The 20,048-nt window shown below is 62.3% G+C and carries 17 protein-coding genes and 2 tRNA genes; 1 reads left to right on the forward strand and 18 read right to left on the reverse strand.

Going from position 1 to position 20,048, the window contains the following annotated elements; all coding sequences use genetic code 11:
* Positions 1-52: 52 nt before the first annotated feature.
* The 15 genes from pnp to rlmE all read right to left on the reverse strand — a co-directional run bounded on the left by pnp (position 53) and on the right by rlmE (position 15,383).
* Positions 53-2,158, reverse strand: a complete 2,106-nt coding sequence (gene pnp / locus CAG29_RS19205; protein WP_085578461.1) for a polyribonucleotide nucleotidyltransferase — start codon at positions 2,156-2,158, stop codon at positions 53-55.
* Between the two features lie 209 nt (positions 2,159-2,367).
* Positions 2,368-2,637 carry a 30S ribosomal protein S15 gene (gene rpsO, locus CAG29_RS19210; RefSeq protein WP_085578459.1) on the reverse strand — a complete coding sequence of 90 codons (270 nt, stop codon included), beginning with the start codon at positions 2,635-2,637 and terminating at the stop codon, positions 2,368-2,370.
* Between the two features lie 139 nt (positions 2,638-2,776).
* Entirely contained in the window at positions 2,777-3,694 is a 918-nt protein-coding gene (gene truB, locus CAG29_RS19215) for a tRNA pseudouridine(55) synthase TruB (RefSeq protein WP_085578456.1), read from the reverse strand.
* A 4-nt stretch (positions 3,695-3,698) separates the two neighbouring features.
* Positions 3,699-4,100 carry a 30S ribosome-binding factor RbfA gene (rbfA, locus tag CAG29_RS19220; RefSeq protein WP_085578454.1) on the reverse strand — a complete coding sequence of 134 codons (402 nt, stop codon included), beginning with the start codon at positions 4,098-4,100 and terminating at the stop codon, positions 3,699-3,701.
* Between the two features lie 159 nt (positions 4,101-4,259).
* Complete coding sequence (gene infB / locus CAG29_RS19225) at positions 4,260-6,782, reverse strand: translation initiation factor IF-2 (RefSeq protein ID WP_085578452.1); 2,523 nt, start codon at positions 6,780-6,782, stop codon at positions 4,260-4,262.
* A 27-nt stretch (positions 6,783-6,809) separates the two neighbouring features.
* Positions 6,810-8,291 carry a transcription termination factor NusA gene (gene nusA / locus CAG29_RS19230; protein ID WP_085578449.1) on the reverse strand — a complete coding sequence of 494 codons (1,482 nt, stop codon included), beginning with the start codon at positions 8,289-8,291 and terminating at the stop codon, positions 6,810-6,812.
* 59 nt (positions 8,292-8,350) lie between these two features.
* The gene (rimP, locus tag CAG29_RS19235; protein WP_085638536.1) at positions 8,351-8,809 is read right to left on the reverse strand and encodes a ribosome maturation factor RimP; all 459 of its coding nucleotides are present in this window, start codon (positions 8,807-8,809) and stop codon (positions 8,351-8,353) included.
* A gap of 127 nt (positions 8,810-8,936) precedes the next feature.
* Positions 8,937-9,013 (reverse strand) — tRNA-Met (locus CAG29_RS19240).
* A 98-nt stretch (positions 9,014-9,111) separates the two neighbouring features.
* A tRNA-Leu gene (locus CAG29_RS19245) sits at positions 9,112-9,197 on the reverse strand.
* 22 nt (positions 9,198-9,219) lie between these two features.
* The gene (gene secG, locus CAG29_RS19250) at positions 9,220-9,603 is read right to left on the reverse strand and encodes a preprotein translocase subunit SecG (RefSeq protein ID WP_085631752.1); all 384 of its coding nucleotides are present in this window, start codon (positions 9,601-9,603) and stop codon (positions 9,220-9,222) included.
* Positions 9,604-9,607: 4 nt separating this feature from the next.
* Entirely contained in the window at positions 9,608-10,363 is a 756-nt protein-coding gene (gene tpiA, locus CAG29_RS19255) for a triose-phosphate isomerase (RefSeq protein ID WP_085578445.1), read from the reverse strand.
* 65 nt (positions 10,364-10,428) lie between these two features.
* Entirely contained in the window at positions 10,429-11,766 is a 1,338-nt protein-coding gene (gene glmM, locus CAG29_RS19260; protein WP_085578443.1) for a phosphoglucosamine mutase, read from the reverse strand.
* 15 nt (positions 11,767-11,781) lie between these two features.
* Positions 11,782-12,633 carry a dihydropteroate synthase gene (gene folP, locus CAG29_RS19265; protein ID WP_085638365.1) on the reverse strand — a complete coding sequence of 284 codons (852 nt, stop codon included), beginning with the start codon at positions 12,631-12,633 and terminating at the stop codon, positions 11,782-11,784.
* A gap of 8 nt (positions 12,634-12,641) precedes the next feature.
* The gene (gene ftsH, locus CAG29_RS19270) at positions 12,642-14,546 is read right to left on the reverse strand and encodes an ATP-dependent zinc metalloprotease FtsH (RefSeq protein ID WP_085578439.1); all 1,905 of its coding nucleotides are present in this window, start codon (positions 14,544-14,546) and stop codon (positions 12,642-12,644) included.
* A 213-nt stretch (positions 14,547-14,759) separates the two neighbouring features.
* A complete protein-coding gene (rlmE, locus tag CAG29_RS19275; RefSeq protein ID WP_085578437.1) occupies positions 14,760-15,383 on the reverse strand; it encodes a 23S rRNA (uridine(2552)-2'-O)-methyltransferase RlmE in 624 nt (207 codons plus the stop codon).
* 102 nt (positions 15,384-15,485) lie between these two features.
* On the opposite strand from rlmE, the gene yhbY reads away from it, so the two are divergent.
* The gene (yhbY, locus tag CAG29_RS19280) at positions 15,486-15,794 is read left to right on the forward strand and encodes a ribosome assembly RNA-binding protein YhbY (protein ID WP_085578435.1); all 309 of its coding nucleotides are present in this window, start codon (positions 15,486-15,488) and stop codon (positions 15,792-15,794) included.
* Between the two features lie 12 nt (positions 15,795-15,806).
* Here the strand turns inward: yhbY and CAG29_RS19285 are convergent, their stop codons facing one another.
* Genes CAG29_RS19285 through carB form a run of 3 tightly spaced genes read right to left on the reverse strand, consistent with a single transcriptional unit; the run spans position 15,807 to position 19,928 of the window.
* Positions 15,807-16,256: an MFS transporter gene (locus CAG29_RS19285; RefSeq protein WP_085578433.1), complete on the reverse strand. Its 450-nt coding sequence runs from the start codon at positions 16,254-16,256 to the stop codon at positions 15,807-15,809.
* Positions 16,234-16,710 (reverse strand): transcription elongation factor GreA, encoded by a 477-nt coding sequence (gene greA, locus CAG29_RS19290; RefSeq protein WP_085578431.1) that lies wholly within the window; start codon positions 16,708-16,710, stop codon positions 16,234-16,236. The genes CAG29_RS19285 and greA overlap by 23 nt, the downstream gene beginning before the upstream one ends.
* Complete coding sequence (gene carB, locus CAG29_RS19295) at positions 16,707-19,928, reverse strand: carbamoyl-phosphate synthase large subunit (RefSeq protein WP_085578428.1); 3,222 nt, start codon at positions 19,926-19,928, stop codon at positions 16,707-16,709. Before carB ends, greA begins: the two co-directional genes overlap by 4 nt.
* Between the last annotated feature and the right edge of the window lie 120 nt (positions 19,929-20,048).

The raw sequence follows: 20,048 nt of genomic DNA on the forward strand, positions 1-20,048 counted from the left end.
CCCCGCCGTTTTCACGGCGGGGCATTTTCATTGCGCGAAAGCCTGGGGTCGATTAAACGCCCGAAGCCTTGGCAGCCGCCACGTCTTTGATGGACAGCTTGATCCGGCCGCGGTTGTCCACGTCCAGCACCAGCACTTCCACTTCCTGGCCTTCTTTCAGGATGTCGGTGACTTTCTCTACGCGAGCGTCGCTCAGCATCGAGATGTGCACCAGACCGTCCTTGCCCGGCAGGATGTTGACGAACGCGCCGAAGTCGACGATGCGCTCAACCTTGCCCACGTAGATCTTGCCGATCTCGGCTTCGGCGGTGATGCCCAGAACGCGCTGACGGGCAGCTTCTGCGGCTTCCTTGGTTTCGCCGAAGATCTTGATCGAGCCGTCGTCTTCGATGTCGATCGACGCCTTGGTCTCTTCGCAGATGGCACGGATGGTCGCGCCACCTTTGCCGATCACGTCGCGGATCTTGTCGGTGTCGATCTTCATCGCGATCATGGTCGGTGCGTTGGCCGACAGTTCGGTACGCGACTGGCCGATCACTTGGTTCATCTGGCCGAGGATGTTCAGGCGAGCTTCCAGGGCCTGGCCCAGGGCGATCTCCATGATCTCTTCGGTGATGCCCTTGATCTTGATGTCCATCTGCAGCGCGGTGACGCCCTTGGCGGTACCGGCCACTTTGAAGTCCATGTCGCCCAGGTGGTCTTCGTCACCCAGGATGTCGGTCAGGACGGCGAACTTCTCGCCTTCCTTCACCAGGCCCATGGCGATACCGGCCACCGGTGCCTTCATCGGCACACCGGCGTCCATCAGGGCCAGGGAAGCGCCGCACACGGAAGCCATCGAGCTGGAGCCGTTGGATTCGGTGATTTCCGACACCACACGAACGGTGTACGGGAATTCGTCGGCGGCAGGCAGCATGGCCTGGACCGAACGGCGGGCCAGACGGCCGTGACCGATTTCGCGACGACCGGCACCGCCCATGCGACCGCACTCGCCCACCGAGAACGGAGGGAAGTTGTAGTGCAGCATGAACGAGTCTTTCTTCTCGCCTTCCAGGGTGTCCAGCAGTTGCGCGTCACGGGCGGTGCCCAGGGTCGCGACCACCAGGGCCTGGGTTTCGCCACGGGTGAACAGCGCCGAACCGTGGGTCTTCGGCAGCACGCCGACTTCGATGTTCAGCGGACGCACGGTGCGGGTGTCGCGGCCGTCGATGCGTGGCTTGCCGTTGACGATGTTCTCGCGAACGGTGCGGTATTCGATTTCGCCGAAAGCGGCTTTGACGTCGCCGGCCGAAGGCTGGCCTTCTTCACCGGACAGCTTGGCGACCGCCTGGTCGCGCAGCTCGCCCAGACGGGCGTAGCGGTCGGCCTTGACGGTGATGGTGTAGCCTTGGGAGATCGCTTCGCCGAACTCGGCACGGATCGCGCCCAGCAGTTCGGTGGCCTCGGCGGCAGGCGCCCAGTCCCAGGTCGGCTTGGCGGCTTCGGCGGCCAGTTCCTTGACGGCCTTGATGACCGACTGGAATTCGTCGTGGGCGAACAGCACGGCGCCCAGCATCTGGTCTTCGGTCAGTTCCTTGGCTTCCGACTCGACCATCAGCACGGCTTCTTCGGTACCGGCCACGACCATGTCCAGGCTCGATGCGGCCAGTTGCTCGTAGGTCGGGTTCAGCAGGTAGCCGGTGCTTTCGTGGAAAGCGACGCGGGCGGCGCCGATCGGGCCGTCGAACGGAATGCCGGAGATGGCCAGGGCAGCCGAGGTGCCGATCATCGCAGCGATGTCCGGATCGGTCTTCTTGCTGGTGGAGACGACGGTGCAGACGACCTGCACTTCGTTCATGAAGCCTTCAGGGAACAGCGGACGGATCGGACGGTCGATCAGTCGGGAAGTCAGGGTTTCCTTCTCGGAAGGACGGCCTTCGCGCTTGAAGAAACCGCCAGGGATCTTGCCTGCGGCGTAGGTCTTTTCCTGGTAGTGAACGGACAGGGGGAAGAAACCCTTGCCCGGATCGGCTTGCTTGGCGCCGACCACGGTCACCAATACGCTGACGTCGTCGTCAACGGTGACCAGCACTGCGCCGGTGGCCTGACGGGCGATGCGGCCTGTCTCGAGGGTGACGGTCGACTGACCGAACTGGAACTTCTTGATTACCGGGTTCACGGTGTCCTACCTTCTTTGTGGCTCTTGGGGGAACTGGTTTCTTGCGAAATTCTTGGGCAATGTCGGGAATCGGCCCGATGCGGATTGTCCGGGGTGCTGCCGGGATGAAACAGGTGCCTCAGATAAAACTTGAGGCTGGAAGCCTGCCGCCTGCCGGCGGAAAACCGCAGACAGCCGACAGGCAACCAACCTCATAGCGCAATCGCTGATTAGCGACGCAGGCCCAGGCGGCCGATCAGAGCGCTGTAGCGGCTCAGATCTTTGCCTTTCAGGTAGTCCAGCAGCTTGCGACGCTGGTTAACCATGCGGATCAGACCACGACGGGAGTGGTGGTCTTTGCCGTTGGCCTTGAAGTGACCTTGCAGCTTGTTGATGTTGGCGGTCAGCAGTGCAACTTGCACTTCTGGCGAGCCGGTATCACCAACGGCTTGCTGGTAGTCGGTAACGATTTGAGCTTTTTCTGCTGCGCTGAGAGCCATGAGGCAATCCTTTTATCAGGAAACCGTCCAGGGACGGTTTCAACAGGCCAGGGACAAATCCCTGTATCAATAAAAGAGCAGTGACCGTGCCTGTTGACAGCCACCCTCGCCGGCCCGCTGTTACGCGAACCGGTTCCGGTCATTCCGACCGAATCAAGCGACGCGGCGCGATGCGCCCGTCTTCGCTCACTTCACCGATGCCGATGAAGCGACCGTTGTGATCCTGTACCCGCACCATGCCGAACTTCGGCGCATCCGGAGCGCGCACCGGCTGGCCGTTGAGCCAGTAGAACGCGCTGTGCTCCGAGAACTTCAGCAGCGGCCAATCCTGCAGGCCGCTGTCCGCCGGCATCAGGAAGCGGTCGAGCGCTTCGTTGCCGCCTTCGGCATGGGCCGCTTCGAGCTCTTCGAGGGTCACGGTCTGCGCCAGGGTGAAAGGCCCGGCCTGGGTACGCCGCAATTCAGCGACGTACGCACCGCAACCGAGCTGCTCACCGATATCCTCCACCAGGGTACGGATATAGGTGCCCTTGCTGCAATCCACCGCCAGTCGCGCAGTATCGCCTTCGAAGGCCAGCAATTCCAAGCGCGCAATAGTAACAGAACGCGGTTCGCGCTCCACTACTTCACCTGCACGGGCCAACTTGTAGAGCGGCTGGCCATCACGCTTAAGCGCCGAGTACATCGGCGGTATCTGATTGATTTGCCCACGGAATTTCGGCAGGACGGCTTCGATGTCGGCGCGACCAACGGTCACCGGACGCTCCTGCAGAACCTCGCCCTCGGCATCGGCCGTGGTAGTGGTCTTGCCCAGTTGCGCCAGCGTCTCATAGCCCTTGTCGGAATCGAGCAGGTACTGCGAGAACTTGGTCGCCTCGCCGAAGCACAGCGGCAGCACGCCGGTGGCCAGCGGGTCGAGGCTGCCGGTGTGCCCGGCCTTCTCGGCGTTGAGCAGCCAGCGAACCTTTTGCAGCGCCGCGTTGGAGGTGAACCCCAGCGGCTTGTCGAGCAGGATGATGCCGCTGACGTTACGACGGATACGTTTGACCTGGGCCACCGGATTACTCCTTGGTGTCTTCGGGTTCGGCCGCCGTCTCGTGCAGGCTGTCTTCAGCCACCGCACGGTCGATCAGGGCCGACAGGTGCGCGCCGCGGGCGACGCTTTCGTCGTAGTGGAAATGCAGTTGCGGCACGCTGCGCAGCTTCATTTCGCGGGCCAGCTGCATGCGCAGGAAACCGGCGGCGGCGTTCAGCACCTTGATGCTCTGCGCGATGTCGGCAGCGTTGTCCTGCCCCATCACAGTGATGAAGATCTTGGCGTGACCGACGTCACGGCTGACATCCACCGCAGTGATGGTGACCAGGCCGACGCGCGGGTCTTTGACTTCACGACGGATCAGCTGGGCCAGCTCACGCTGCATCTGATCGCCGATACGTTGGGTACGGCTGTATTCTTTTGCCATGGTTTGTTACCTGTAACTGCCCCACGGCGAAACCCGTGAGGTCTGAAAGCGGCAAACGCCCGGCCTGGCGGAGGCCAGACCGGGCGTTGCGTTTAGAGTCCGCCGGACGGGCTGCGCAGATCGCTGCGGCGGCCCGTTGCGGCTCCCGAAGTGCGCGAGTCAGAGGCTGCGAGCAACCTGAACCTTCTCGAAGACTTCGATCTTGTCGCCGACCTTGACGTCGTTGTAGCTCTTCACGCCGATGCCGCATTCCATGCCGGCACGGACTTCGGAAGCGTCATCCTTGAAGCGGCGCAGGGATTCCAGCTCGCCTTCGAAGATCACGATGTCTTCACGCAGTACGCGGATCGGACGGTTACGGTGCACGACACCCTCGACCACCATGCAACCGGCGATCGCGCCGAACTTCGGCGAACGGAACACGTCACGCACTTCGGCGATACCCAGGATGTTCTCGCGGACATCGCTGCCGAGCATGCCGGTCAGGGCCTTCTTGACGTCTTCGATGATGTCGTAGATCACGTTGTAGTAACGCATGTCCAGACCTTCCTGCTCGACGATCTTCCGTGCGCCCGCATCGGCACGCACGTTGAAGCCGAACAGCACGGCGTTGGAAGCCAGTGCCAGGTTGGCGTCGGATTCGGTGATGCCACCGACGCCGCCACCGACCACACGCACTTGCACTTCGTCGTTGCCCAGGCCGTTGAGGGCGCCTTGCAGGGCCTCCAGCGAGCCGCGGACGTCGGACTTGAGGACGATGTTGAGCGTCTTCTTCTCTTCCTGGCCCATGCTTTCGAAGATGTTTTCCAGCTTGCCGGCGTGAGCGCGGGCCAGCTTGACTTCGCGGAACTTGCCTTGACGGAACAGGGCCACTTCACGGGCCTTCTTCTCGTCGGCCACCACGCTCATCTCGTCACCGGCGTCAGGCGTGCCGTCCAGGCCGAGGATCTCGACCGGAATGGCCGGGCCCGCTTCCTTGATCGGCTTGCCGTTCTCGTCGAGCATGGCGCGCACGCGGCCATAGTTCGAACCGACCAGCACCATGTCGCCTTGACGCAGGGTACCGTCCTGAACCAGCACGGTGGCCACCGGGCCGCGGCCCTTGTCCAGACGCGACTCGACCACGACACCACGGCCAGGGGCCGACGGAGTGGCGGTGAGCTCAAGCACTTCGGCCTGCAGCAGCACGGCTTCGAGCAGTTCGTCGACGCCGGTACCCATCTTCGCCGAAACCGGAACGAACGGCGTGTCGCCACCCCAGTCTTCCGGCGTCACGCCGTGGGTCGCCAGCTCGCTGCGGATGCGATCGAGGTCGGCACCCGGCTTGTCGATCTTGTTCACCGCCACCACCAGCGGCACGCCAGCAGCCTGGGCGTGCTGAACGGCTTCGATGGTTTGCGGCATCACGCCGTCGTCGGCCGCGACCACCAGGATCACGATGTCGGTCGCCTTGGCGCCGCGGGCACGCATCGCGGTGAACGCCGCGTGACCCGGGGTGTCGAGGAAGGTGACCATGCCGCGTTCGGTTTCGACGTGGTACGCACCGATGTGCTGGGTGATGCCGCCGGCTTCGCCCGCAGCAACCTTGGCGCGACGGATGTAGTCGAGCAGCGAGGTCTTGCCGTGGTCAACGTGACCCATGACGGTCACGACCGGAGCACGAGGCACCGCCTCGCCTTCGAACTTCAGGGACTCGGCCAGGGAATCTTCCAGGGCGGTGTCGCTGATCAGGGTCACTTTGTGGCCCAGTTCTTCGGCGACCAGCTGGGCAGTTTCCTGGTCCAGAACCTGGTTGATGGTGGCCGGGGTGCCCAGCTTGAACATGAACTTGATGATTTCAGCAGCCTTGACCGACATCTGCTGGGCCAGATCGCCCACAGTGATGGTCTCGCCGATCTTCACGTCACGCACCACCGGCCCGGTAGGGCTCTGGAAACCGTGGGCGTTGCGTTTCTTCAGCTTGGACTTGCTGCTGCGACCGCCGCGGCGGAAGCCATCGCTTTCTTCGTCGGTAGTGCGGGGCGCCACGCGAGGGGCCGGCGCCTTTTCCTTGACCGATGCGCGGTGCGGAGCGTTCTTGCGCTCGCCGTCACCGCCGCCGCGACGGCTGTTCTCGTCGGCGCGTGGCTTGTCCGGACGACGCTGGTCGTCACGCTTGCGCACTTCGACGACCGGAGCGGCCGGCGCTGCGGATACCGCTTCGCGCACAGGCTCGGCAACCGGAGCCGGGGCTGCAACAGGCTCGGCCGCAGCGGCCGGGGCAGCAGGAGGCTGACGGCGCGCTTCTTCTTCGGCGCGCAGGCGGGCTTCCTCTTCTGCCTTTTGACGGGCGGCGTTTTCCACGGCGCGGCGCTCGTCCAGCTCACGCTGACGCTCGGCCTCGATCTCTTCCGGGCTGCGCTGCACGAAAACTTTCTTCTTGCGCACTTCTACGCTGATGCTCTTGCTGCCGGCCACCCGCAGGGTGCTGGTGGTTTTACGCTGCAGCGTGATCTTGCGTGGCTCTTCCACTTTCGCCTTGTGGCTGCTCTTCAAGTGAGTCAGCAGGGACTGCTTTTCACTGTCAGTCACATGTTCTTCGGCGGCGGTGTGCGGCAGACCTGCCTCACGCATCTGCTGCAACAGGCGCTCTACCGGTGTTTTGACCTCATCGGCCAGTTGTTTCACCGTGACTTGCGTCATGCACTTCTCTCCTCAGGCCGCGCCTAATTACTCGAACCAGTGGGCTCGGGCGGCCATGATCAACTTGCCGGCACGCTCTTCGTCGATACCGTCGATGTCGAGCAGGTCATCAATCGACTGCTCGGCCAGGTCTTCGCGGTTAACTACGCCGCGCACCGCCAGTTCCGCCGCCAGATCCTTGTCCATGCCCTCAAGCGAGAGCAGGTCTTCGGCCGGATGGGCGTCTGCCAGCTTTTCCTCAGTAGCGATGGCCTTGGTCAACAACCGGTCCTTGGCGCGAGCGCGAAGCTCGTTGACGATTTCCTCGTCGAAGCCGTCGATGTTGAGCATCTCTTCCAGCGGTACGTAGGCAATCTCTTCCAGGCTGGTGAAGCCTTCGTCGACCAGCACCTGGGCCAGCTCTTCGTCGACTTCCAGCTCGTCGATGAAGTTGCGCAGGATGTCGCCGGTCTCCGCCTGTTGCTTGGCCTGGATGTCCGATTCGGTCATCACGTTCAGGGTCCAACCGGTCAGCTGACTGGCCAGACGCACGTTCTGGCCGCCGCGGCCGATGGCCTGAGCGAGGTTGTCGGCACCCACCGCGATGTCCATGGCGTGGGCGTCTTCGTCAACGATGATCGCCGCCACTTCGGCAGGCGACATGGCATTGATCACGAACTGCGCCGGGTTGTCGTCCCACAGGACGATGTCCACACGCTCGCCACCCAATTCGCCCGACACGGCCTGGACGCGCGAACCGCGCATGCCGATGCACGCGCCCTGCGGGTCGATGCGCTTGTCCTTGGAGCGGACGGCGATCTTGGCGCGCGAACCCGGATCCCGGGAGGCGGCCATCACTTCGATCAGGCCTTCGGCGATTTCCGGCACTTCGATGCGGAACAGCTCGATCAGCATTTCCGGCGCGGTGCGCGACAGGATCAGCTGAGGGCCGCGGTTCTCGGTGCGGATTTCCTTGAGCAGCGCACGCAGGCGCACGCCGACACGGAAGGTCTCGCGGGAGATGATGTCTTCACGGGCCAGCAACGCTTCGGCGTTGTTGCCCAGGTCGACGATCACGTTGTCGCGGGTCACTTTCTTCACGGTGCCGGAGATGATCTCTCCCAGGCGCTCGCGGTACGCGTCCACGACTTGGGCGCGCTCGGCTTCACGAACCTTCTGTACGATGACCTGCTTGGCGGTCTGCGCCGCGATGCGGCCGAACTCGATGGACTCGATCTTCTCTTCGACGACGTCGCCGACCTTGGCGCCCGGGTGCGTTTCGGCAACCTTGCTCGGCCAGGTCTCGATGGCCGGATCGTCCAGATCGGCTTCCTCGACCACCGTCCAGCGACGGAAAGTCTCGTAGGAACCGGTGTGGCGGTTGATTTCCACACGCAGGTCCACTTCGTCTTCAAAACGTTTTTTGGTTGCAGTGGCCAGAGCCAGCTCCAGCGCTTCAAAAATCACGCCTGCCGGTACACCCTTTTCATTGGATACCGACTCAACAACCAGCAGTACTTCTTTGCTCATCGTACGCCTCGCCTTTCGCAAGCCATTGGATCCGCGGGATCCGCAGTATCTGGCAGGTCTCAGTCAAAACTGGGAATAATGTTGGCCTTGTCGATCATATCGATCGGCAACAGGAACTCATGGTCATCCACCTGCACCACGACATCCTGTTCTTCCACTCCGCGCAGAAGGCCCTGAAAGTTGCGCCGGCCTTCAAAAGGCGAACGCAATTTGATCTTCACTTGTTCGCCGGCATGCGAAGCAAACTGTTCCAGAGTGAACAGCGGGCGATCCATGCCAGGAGAGGACACCTCAAGGGTGTATTCGGAACTGATCGGGTCTTCCACATCGAGGACCGCGCTGGCCTGACGACTCACTGCCGTGCAGTCGTCGATCAGGATGCCGCCCTCTTTATCGATGTAGATCCGCAAAACCGAATGTTTGCCTTGAGAGATGAATTCGATCCCCCAGCATTGATAGCCAAGAGCCTCGACCACCGGGGCCAACAAGGCCTGCAACTGTTCTAGCTTGCTCGACACCTGAACCCCCTCGTGCATGCTGTGCAAATAAAAAATGGGCAAGAAGCCCACCATGAGATTGCCGCGCGACAGCGGCATTGAAAGTGTCCAGCTAACAAAAAGCCCCTGAAGAAGGGGCTCCTTAAACTGGTTGCGGGGGCCGGATTTGAACCGACGACCTTCGGGTTATGAGCCCGACGAGCTACCAGACTGCTCCACCCCGCGACAAAGCTGGGGCGAAAGTATACGACCGAACCCTAACGAGGGTCAATGTAACCTTCCACCTGCAAGAAAGCCCGCAACAGCGGGCTCTCCTGACTAATTGGTACCGAGAAGGGGACTCGAACCCCTACACCCTATGGGCACAACCACCTCAAGGTTGCGTGTCTACCAATTCCACCACCTCGGCAAAACTACGTTTGAAACCCTTCTTACTTCTGCTCTTGAGCTGGAGGTACGTCAGTCGCCGAGTTGGCCGACTTTTGCTCTTGAAGCACCGGGACATCATCAGAAGCCGGCTGTTGCTTTGGAACTTCCAACACCGCTGGATCTGGCAGACCTGCTTGAGTCAGCTGATGAGCCTTCTCTTTAGCAAAGTATCCTAACCCTAAGCTGGTTATGAAGAAACCGGCGGCGAGTATAGCAGTAAACTTACTAAGAAAGGTAGAGGAACCTTGGCTTCCGAACACAGTATTTGAAGCACCTGCTCCGAAAGACGCACCAGCGTCCGCTCCCTTACCCTGCTGCAGCAAAACCAGAGCAACTACGCCCAATGCACCCAGCAGATGAAAAACGACTACGACTGTTTCCAGCATTTTTTCAGTTTCCCGCGGCGCGGCAAATCGCACCGAACTCATCTGCATTCAGGGAAGCTCCACCAATGAGCCCCCCATCGATATCCGGCATGCCGAACAGTTCAGCCGCATTGGCCGCCTTCACGCTGCCGCCGTACAGAAGCCGCACACCTCGTGCCACTTCAGGATTCTCTGCCGCCAATTGCTCGCGGATGGCCTTGTGCACATCCTGAGCCTGCTGCGGCGTCGCAGTCAGCCCGGTGCCAATGGCCCAGACCGGCTCGTAAGCGATGACCGCCTTTGCAAAGGCACCCACCCCCAACTCTTCGATGATGCTGCCCAGCTGACGCCCGACAACCTCAAGGGTCTGTCCAGCTTCGCGCTGCTCAAGGGTTTCCCCTATGCAGAGCACCGGAACCAGACCGCAGGCCTGTGCCGCCGCGAACTTGCGGTTCAGCATCCCGTCACGCTCACCCATGATCTGGCGACGCTCGGAGTGCCCGACAAGCACCAGGGAACAACCTGCGTCCACCAACTGACTCGGAGCGATCTCACCCGTCAAGGCACCTTGCATGGATTCCACCGCAGAATTCTGCGCACCGACCGAAATCGATTTTCCTTTCAGGCCATCAATCACTTGATTGATGAACAGGCAAGGCGGGAATACCGCGACATCAATGCCGCTTGGCAATGCCAGATGACGGAGGCCGTTGATCAGCTCAGCGACGCTGGCGCGGGTACCGTGCATTTTCCAGTTACCAGCTACCATAGGGCGACGCATGCTTTACCTCGTCGGTCAAAGTGGGCGCAGATGTTACCCAACACAATCATGGCTGGCAAGCCGAATCATGCAGAAACTTCAGTCACCAGTTTTGCCAGCTCTTCGGCGTAGCCGCGAACCTGGGCCTCGTCCTCGCCTTCGACCATGACACGCACCAAAGGCTCTGTCCCGGACTTGCGCAGCAGAACGCGGCCACGACCGGCCATCGCCTGGGTGACACGGGCACTGGCTTCTTTGACAGCAGGATGCTCAAGCGGACTTTCGCCGCCGCCGAAACGCACGTTGATCAGCACCTGCGGACACTTGCGCAGCGCCTGGCGGGTCTGGGCCAGCCCTTCGTTGCGGGTCTTCAGCGCCATCAGCACCTGCAGCGCCGCGATGATCGCATCCCCGGTTGTGGTGTGGTTGAAGCACACGACATGCCCTGAGTTCTCACCGCCCACCAACCAGTTGCGTTCCAGCAGTTCGGCGATGACATAACGGTCGCCGACATTGGCGCGCACGAACGGGATGCCCAGATCGGCCAGCGCCAGTTCCAGCCCGAGATTGCTCATCAAGGTGCCGACCACACCGCCCTGAAGCTTGCCGCGCTCGTGCAGGTCCCGCGCGATGATGAACAGCAGCTCGTCGCCGTCGACCACGGCGCCGGTGTGATCCACCATCTGCACCCGGTCGCCGTCACCGTCGAAGGCGATGCCCAGGTCGGCGTGCTCCGCCAGCACCGCGGCCTGCAACGGCCCCATGTGGGTCGAGCCGCAGTTGTCGTTGATGTTCAGGCCATTCGGCTGGGCCGACAGCACCACGACCTCGGCGCCCAGCTCACGGAACACGCTCGGCGCCACCTTGTAGGTCGCACCGTGGGCGCAGTCGATCACGATCTTGAGGCCCGAGAAGCTGGTGCCGGACGGCACGCTGCTCTTGCAGAATTCGATGTAGCGGCCCGAGGCATCGTTGATCCGCGAGACCTTGCCGATCTTGCTCGACTCGACCACGGTCATCGGCGTGTCGAGAAGCTCTTCGATCATCAGCTCCAGCTCGTCCGGGAGCTTGGTGCCCTTGCCGGAGAAGAACTTGATGCCGTTGTCGTCGTGCGGGTTGTGCGAAGCGCTGATCACGATCCCGGCCTCGGCCTGGAACGTGCGCGACAGGTAGGCGATGGCCGGCGTCGGCATAGGGCCGAGCAGCATCACATCGGCCCCGGCGGAGGTCAGGCCGGCCTCAAGCGCCGATTCGAACATGTACCCCGAAATCCGGGTGTCCTTGCCGACCAGCACCTTGCAGGCGCCCATCTTGCGGAATGCCATGCCGGCTGCCCAGCCGAGCTTGAGCATGAAGTCTGGAGTGATCGGATACTCACCGACCCGGCCGCGAATACCGTCGGTGCCAAAATATTTCTTGCTCATAAGTGCTCCATATTCCTATTCGGCCGATTCCACGGCTTCGATCATCCGCACGACATCCACCGTTTGCGCCACGTCATGCACGCGCAGTATGCGCGCGCCCTTGACCGACGCCAGCGCCGCCAGTGCCAGACCACCGCTCAAACGTTCATCCACGGGGCGATTCAAGGTCTGCCCGATCATGCTCTTGCGGGAAACGCCCACAAGCAGCGGCCGCCCAAGCGCATGCAGGGATTCCATGTGCTTGAACAAGCTTAGATTGTGCTGCAGGGTTTTGGCGAAACCGAAACCGGGGTCGAGAATGATCCTCTCGGCAGGAATGCCCGCCGCGGCGCACGCCGACATCCGCTCGACCAGAAACTCGCCCACTTCACGGGTGACGTCCTGGTACCGCGGATTGTCCTGCATGTCGCCAGGCTCGCCCAGCATGTGCATGAGGCACACCGGCAAACCCGTGGCCGCCGCCGCATCCAATGCACCGTCCCGGCGCAACGAGCGCACGTCGTTGATCAACCCCGCCCCCAGCCGAGCCGTCTCGCGCATCACCGACGGGGTCGACGTGTCGACCGAAATGATCACATCCAGCTCCCGGGCGATCCGCTCCACGGCCGGGGCCACGCGCTCGAGTTCCTCCAGCGGAGAAACCGCCCGCGCACCGGGCCGGGTGGATTCGCCACCGACATCGATCAACGTCGCGCCGGCCTGCACCATCGCTTCGGCATGGCGCAACGCAGCATCGAGCTGACCGTACCGGCCGCCATCGGAGAAAGAGTCGGGAGTGACATTGAGAATGCCCATGACATGCGTCCGGGCCAAATCAAGAACCCGGTTGCCGCAAGGCAACCGGGTCAGGGACTGAGCAGAAGTCATTTCAAACCTTAAACGTCAGCTGCCGGGCCGCCGATCGGAGTTTCCGGACGCTCATCCCGCACCACGGGCGGAGGCGTACCGGTGCCGCCCGACCAGTCGCGAGGCTCGCGCGGTTCGCGTCCGGCCATGATGTCGTCGATCTGCTCGGCATCGATCGTTTCGTACTTCATCAGCGCATCGGCCATGGCGTCGAGCTTGTCACGGTTGTCCGTGAGGATCTGCTTGGCGGTGCCGTAGCACTGGTCGATGATGCTGCGCACCTCGGAGTCGATCAGTTTGGCCGTCTCGCCGGAGAAGCTCGCGTTCTGGCCGCCACCACCGCGTCCGAGGAACACTTCGCCCTCTTCTTCGGCATACATCAGCGGACCGAGTTTTTCCGACAGGCCCCACTTGGTCACCATGTTCCGGGCAATCTGGCTTGCACGCATGATGTCGTTGGAAGCACCGGTGGTGACGCCGTCGAAGCCCAAGGTCATCTCCTCGGCGATACGGCCACCGTACAGCGAGCAGATCTGGCTGATCAGCGCGCGCTTGGACAGGCTGTAGCGATCCTCTTCCGGCAGGAACATGGTCACGCCCAGCGCACGGCCACGCGGGATGATCGACACCTTGTAGACCGGGTCATGCTCTGGCACGACGCGACCGACGATGGCGTGACCGGCCTCGTGGTAAGCGGTGTTCTGTTTCTCTTTCTCGGACATGACCATGGTCTTGCGCTCGGCGCCCATCATGATCTTGTCTTTCGCCAGCTCGAATTCCTTCATCTCGACGATGCGCTTGCCGGCGCGGGCCGCGAACAGGGAGGCCTCGTTGACCAGGTTGGCCAGGTCGGCGCCGGAGAAGCCCGGAGTACCGCGGGCGATGACGGCCGGAGCGACATCGTCGCCCACCGGCACCTTGCGCATGTGCACCTTGAGGATCTGCTCGCGGCCGCGGATGTCCGGCAGGCCGACCACCACCTGACGGTCGAAACGCCCCGGACGCAGCAGCGCCGGGTCGAGCACGTCAGGACGGTTGGTCGCGGCGATGACGATGATGCCGTCATTCATCTCGAAGCCATCCATCTCGACCAACAGTTGGTTGAGGGTCTGTTCGCGCTCGTCATGACCGCCGCCCATGCCGGCGCCACGATGGCGACCCACGGCGTCGATCTCGTCGATGAAGATGATGCACGGCGCGTGCTTCTTGGCCTGTTCGAACATGTCGCGAACACGGCTGGCACCGACACCGACGAACATCTCGACGAAGTCGGAACCGGAAATGGTGAAGAACGGCACCTTGGCTTCGCCGGCGATCGCCTTGGCCAGCAGGGTCTTACCGGTACCCGGAGGGCCGACCATCAGAACGCCGCGAGGGATGCGACCGCCCAGACGCTGGAACTTGCCCGGGTCGCGGAGGAACTCGACGAGCTCGCCGACTTCTTCCTTGGCTTCGTCGCAGCCGGCGACGTCAGCCAGGGTGGTCTTCACCTGATCCTCGGAAAGCAGGCGCGCCTTGCTCTTGCCGAAGCTCATCGGGCCGCCCTTACCGCCGGCTCCGCCTTGCATCTGGCGCATGAAGAACATGAACACCGCGATGATCACCAGGATCGGGAAGCTGGCCACCAGCAACTGGGTCCAGATGCTCTGCTGCTCAGGCTGCTTGCCTTCGATCACCACATGGTTGTCGACCAGGTCGCCGATCAGCCCGTTGTCCTGGATGGCCGGACGAATGGTCTTGAAGCTGTCGCCGTCATTGCGCTTGCCGGTGATCACATAGCCGTCGACGGCCACGCGCTCGACCTTGCCGTCCTTGACCTGTTGGATGAAGTCGGAATAGTTGAGGGTCTGCGGCTCGTTCGGACTGGAGAAGTTGTTCATCACAGTCACGAGGACCGCCGCGATGATCAACCACAAAATCAGGTTCTTTGCCATATCGTTCAATTCGTTACCCTCTGAAGCAGGCCAGGCGCAGCCGTGCCTCGCATGATAATCACCGGCTTAACTTACTACATTACCCGCACGACTGCAGGCGCCGTCTGTAACCCTTTGTGAAACCTAGACTACACGATGTTGTTCCAGGCCAGGTTCCGTGTCCCATTGCAAAAAACTATGGGACGCCTCTGAAAGCCCCCGGCCTGACGCCTTTCACTCGCCGCGATAGCCCCAAGCCAGCAGGTATTGCTCGCGGGAACTGTCGCGGGAAGAGTCCGGTTTGATCATCTGGACCTTGTCGAATTTCTGACGAGTGTCCTTCAGATAGGCATCGAACCCCTCGCCCTGGAAAATCTTGATCAGGAAATTGCCGCCAGGCTTGAGGATCCGGGCCGCCAGATCAAGGGCCAGCTCACAGAGGAACATGGCCTTGGGCATGTCCACGGCAGGCGTACCACTCATATTGGGGGCCATATCGGAAATCACAAGATCCACCTGCGAATTGCCTACGGCTTCAAGAATGCGGGCGAGCACTTCGTCCTGGGTGAAGTCGCCGTGGACGAAGGTCACGTCCGGGATGCTGTCCATCTCCAGGATGTCCGAGGCGATCAGCCGGCCCTGGCCGCCGATCAGCCGGCTAGTGACCTGCGACCAGCCGCCGGGCGCGGCGCCCAGGTCGACCACGCTCATGCCCGGACGGATCAGCTTGTACTTCTCCTGGACCTCCAGAAGCTTGTAGCTCGCGCGCGAGCGGTAACCATCCTTCTGCGCTTGTTTCACATAAGGATCGTTGACATGTCGTTTCAGCCAACCAAGGCTTGTCTTGGAACGCGCCATTGGGCACCTCGATGATAAGGGTCGTGATTTATCGGGCGGATCCACGAGCCCTCGGGTAAAATGGCCGCCATTTTTACAGAATCCAGACGAAAGGGTCAGATTATGCCGCTCAGCAACGAGCAGAAGAAACAATTCAAATCCATTGGTCACGACCTGAAGCCGGTTCTGATGGTGGCCGGCAACGGCCTGACCGAAGGTGTTCTCGCCGAGCTGGAGCGTGCGTTGACCGATCATGAACTGATCAAGGTGCAGGTCAAGCTCGAAGACCGCGACGACCGTCGCGCCGTCATGGACGAGCTGGCCAAGGCCGGCCGCGCCGAGCAGGTGCAGATCATCGGCAAGATGGTGCTGCTGTACCGCAAGAACCCGCAGCCGAACAAGCAGCTGTCGAACATCCACCGCTACAAATGACGGTGGCCCCGGTCAGCGGTGCGGCTTGCGCACCCTGACCGGCACGGACTGGGCCACCAGCACGATGCCGCTGATCCCCAGCACCACGAAACAGTACATCTGCCAGCGCTGATCGACCGACACGCCGTAGCGCAGCGTGTAATAGCCGAAGCAGGCGGCCAGGCCGACCAGCAGCACCCGGCCACTGAACACCCGCCACCATGCCGCGACACCGGCAACCCTCGCCAGCAGCGTCAGCTGAACCAGCATTCCCACCGCCGCCACACCGATCAACCAACGGTCGATCTGCGTCGCGACGTCGTCGATCAGCAACGGCGCCAGCCCGCTGACCTTCAGCGCCGGAATCAATCCGACATGAAACACCCAAAGGCCGCCGACCCAGAAGACCTGGGACAGCTGCCAAAGGATGGCCTCAAGGGTGGGCGCCCGGAACATCGCGTCAGATGTGCTTGACTTCGACAATCTCGTACTCGACCGTGCCGCTCGGAGTCTTGACCACGACCGTATCGCCTTCTTCCTTGCCGATGATCGCACGGGCGATCGGCGCTGCCGCCGAAAGCCTGCCTTTCTTGATGTCGGCTTCGTCCTCGCCGACGATCTGGTAGGTCACCTGATCGCCGGTCTCGGTGTTTTCCAGATCCACGGTGGTGCCGAAAATCACCTTGCCGGTATGGGCGATGGTGGTGACATCGATCACCACCGAGTTCTGCAGACGGCCTTCGATGTCGCGGATCCGCGCCTCGACCATGCCCTGCTCCTCGCGGGCGGCATGGTACTCGGCGTTTTCCTTGAGGTCACCGAGCTCGCGGGCCTCGCCGATGGCCTGGCTCAAGCGCGGACGCTCGACCTTGCTCAGGAACGTGTGCTCTTCCTCCAGGGCCTTGGCGCCCCGGACGGTCATTGGGTATTTGTTCATGCCTTCAATCCTGCGTGTAGATCCTGCAAGCGGCGCACGGTCTTCTCGGGACCGAACTTCAGCGCTTCGCAAATGGCTTCGCCCGCAGCAATGGTAGTGGTGCAGTAGATCTTGTGCTGCAGGGCATTGCGGCGGATGGAGTAGGAATCAGCGATCGACTGCCGACCCTCGGTGGTGTTGATGATCAGGGTGACTTCGTCGTTCTTGATCATGTCGACCACGTGCGGACGACCTTCGGTCACCTTGTTCACGCGGCGTACCTTCAGGCCTGCGGCCTCGATCACCTTGGCTGTGCCGGCGGTGGCCACCACTTCGAAGCCCAGGCCGATCAGGTCACGGGCCACGCCCGCCACCAGCGGCTTGTCGTCGTCGCGGACGCTGATGAATGCGGTGCCGCCGGTCGGCAGCACTTCGCTGGCGCCCATCTGGGCCTTGGCGAACGCTTCGCCGAAAGTGTCGCCGACGCCCATCACTTCACCGGTGGACTTCATTTCTGGGCCGAGGATCGGGTCGACGCCAGGGAACTTGGCGAACGGGAACACCGCCTCTTTCACGCTGTAGAAGTTCGGGATGATTTCCTTGGTGAAACCCAGTTCTTTCAGCGTTTTGCCGGCCATTACGCGGGCCGCGATCATCGCCAGGGAAACGCCGATGCACTTGGACACGAACGGCACGGTACGGGACGCGCGCGGGTTGACTTCGATGACGTAGATGTCTTCGCCCTGCAGCGCCAGCTGCACGTTCATCAGACCGACCACGCCCAGTTCCAGGGCCATTTTCTTGACCTGTTCGCGCATCTCGTCCTGGATGTGCGCCGGCAGCGAGTACGGCGGCAGCGAGCATGCGGAGTCACCGGAGTGAACGCCGGCCTGCTCGATGTGCTGCATGATCGCGCCGATCACCACGTCCTTGCCGTCGCTGACCGCATCCACGTCCATCTCGATGGCGCAGTTGAGGAAGTGATCCAGCAGCACCGGGCTGTCATTGGACACCTGCACCGCTTCGCGCAGGTAACGCTTGAGCTCTTCTTCCTTGTAGACGATTTCCATCGCCCGGCCGCCCAGCACGTAGGACGGACGCACCACCAGCGGGTAGCCGATCTTAGCGGCGGCGCGGACGGCTTCGTCTTCGCTGCGCACGGTGGCGTTCGGCGGCTGACGCAGGTTCAGGCGCTCGACCATCTGCTGGAAGCGCTCGCGGTCTTCGGCGCGGTCGATGGCGTCAGGGCTGGTGCCGATGATCGGCACGCCGGCCGCTTCGAGGGCACGGGCCAGTTTCAGCGGAGTCTGGCCGCCGTACTGGACGATCACGCCTTTCGGCTTCTCGACGCGGACGATTTCCAGCACGTCTTCCAGGGTCACCGGCTCGAAGTACAGGCGGTCGGAGGTGTCGTAGTCGGTGGAGACGGTTTCCGGGTTGCAGTTGACCATGATGGTCTCGTAGCCGTCATCGCGCAGCGCCAGTGCCGCGTGCACGCAGCAGTAGTCGAACTCGATGCCCTGGCCGATGCGGTTCGGGCCGCCACCGAGGATGATGATCTTGTCGCGGCCGGACGGCGCCGCTTCGCACTCTTCCTCGTAGGTGGAGTACAGGTAGGCGGTGTCGGTGGCGAACTCGGCGGCGCAGGTGTCGACGCGCTTGTAGACCGGGAACACTTCCAGCTTCTGGCGGTGGGTGCGCAGGTTCTTCTCGGTGACGCCCAACAGCTTGGCCAGACGCTGGTCGGAGAAGCCCTTGCGCTTGAGGCGGAACATCAGGTCGCGGTCGATGGCCGACAGACCGAGGGTCTTGACCTTCTCTTCTTCCTTGACCAGGTCCTCGATCTGCACCAGGAACCATGGGTCGATCATGTTCATGCCGAAGATGTCTTCGACGGTCAGGCCGGCACGGAACGCGTCCGCCACGTACCAGATGCGCTCGGCGCCCGGCACGGTCAGTTCGCGCTTGAGGACACTCATGCTTTCCGGGTTGCTCAGGTCGAGCTTCTCGTCCAGGCCGCAGACGCCCACTTCCAGGCCGCGCAGGGCTTTCTGCAGGGATTCCTGGAAGGTACGGCCGATGGCCATGACTTCACCCACCGATTTCATCTGGGTGGTCAGGCGTGCGTCGGCCTTGGCGAACTTCTCGAAGGCGAAGCGTGGCAGCTTGGTGACGACGTAGTCGATGGACGGCTCGAAGGACGCCGGGGTCTTGCCGCCGGTGATGTCGTTCGACAGCTCGTCGAGGGTGTAGCCGACGGCCAGTTTCGCGGCGACCTTGGCGATCGGGAAACCGGTGGCCTTCGAGGCCAGGGCCGACGAGCGGGACACCCGTGGGTTCATCTCGATCACGACCATGCGGCCGGTGTTCGGGCAGATGCCGAACTGCACGTTGGAGCCGCCGGTCTCGACGCCGATCTCACGCAGCACCGCCAGGGAGGCATTGCGCAGGATCTGGTATTCCTTGTCGGTCAGGGTCTGGGCCGGGGCCACGGTGATCGAGTCGCCGGTGTGCACGCCCATCGGGTCGAAGTTCTCGATCGAGCAGACGATGATGCAGTTGTCCTTTTTGTCGCGGACAACTTCCATCTCATATTCTTTCCAGCCGATCAGGGATTCGTCGATCAGCAGTTCCTTGGTCGGCGACAGGTCCAGGCCGCGGGCGCAGATCTCTTCGAACTCTTCACGGTTGTAGGCGATGCCGCCGCCGGTGCCGCCCATGGTGAAGGACGGACGGATGATGCACGGGAAGCCCAGGCGCTCAAGCACCGCATTTGCTTCTTCCATGCTGTGGGCGATGCCGGAGCGCGGGCATTCCAGGCCGATGGCCTTCATGGCCTTGTCGAAGCGCGAGCGGTCTTCGGCCTTGTCGATGGTGTCGGCGTTGGCGCCGATCATTTCCACGCCGAACTTTTCCAGTACGCCTTCGCGCTCCAGGTCCAGGGCGCAGTTCAGCGCGGTCTGGCCACCCATGGTCGGCAGCAGCGCGTCCGGACGCTCTTTCTCGATGATCTTGGCGACGGTCTGCCACTTGATCGGCTCGATGTAGGTGGCGTCGGCCATGGCCGGGTCGGTCATGATGGTGGCCGGGTTGGAGTTCACCAGGATGACGCGGTAACCCTCTTCGCGCAGGGCCTTGCAGGCCTGGGCGCCGGAGTAGTCGAATTCGCAGGCCTGGCCGATCACGATCGGGCCGGCGCCGAGAATCAGGATGCTTTTAATGTCTGTACGTTTTGGCATGGGTTTGTCACTCAAATCCGCAGGTCAGTCGGCAAGCCGTCCTGATCGATTTCTGAAGTATCGAGGGGGCCGCCGGTCGCGGGGCCGCCCTCGAAGGGCTTCTCGCTACAGTCTCAAGGC

The sequence above is a fragment of the Pseudomonas sp. B7(2017) genome (assembly GCF_002112745.1).
GTDB lineage: Bacteria > Pseudomonadota > Gammaproteobacteria > Pseudomonadales > Pseudomonadaceae > Aquipseudomonas > Aquipseudomonas ekonensis.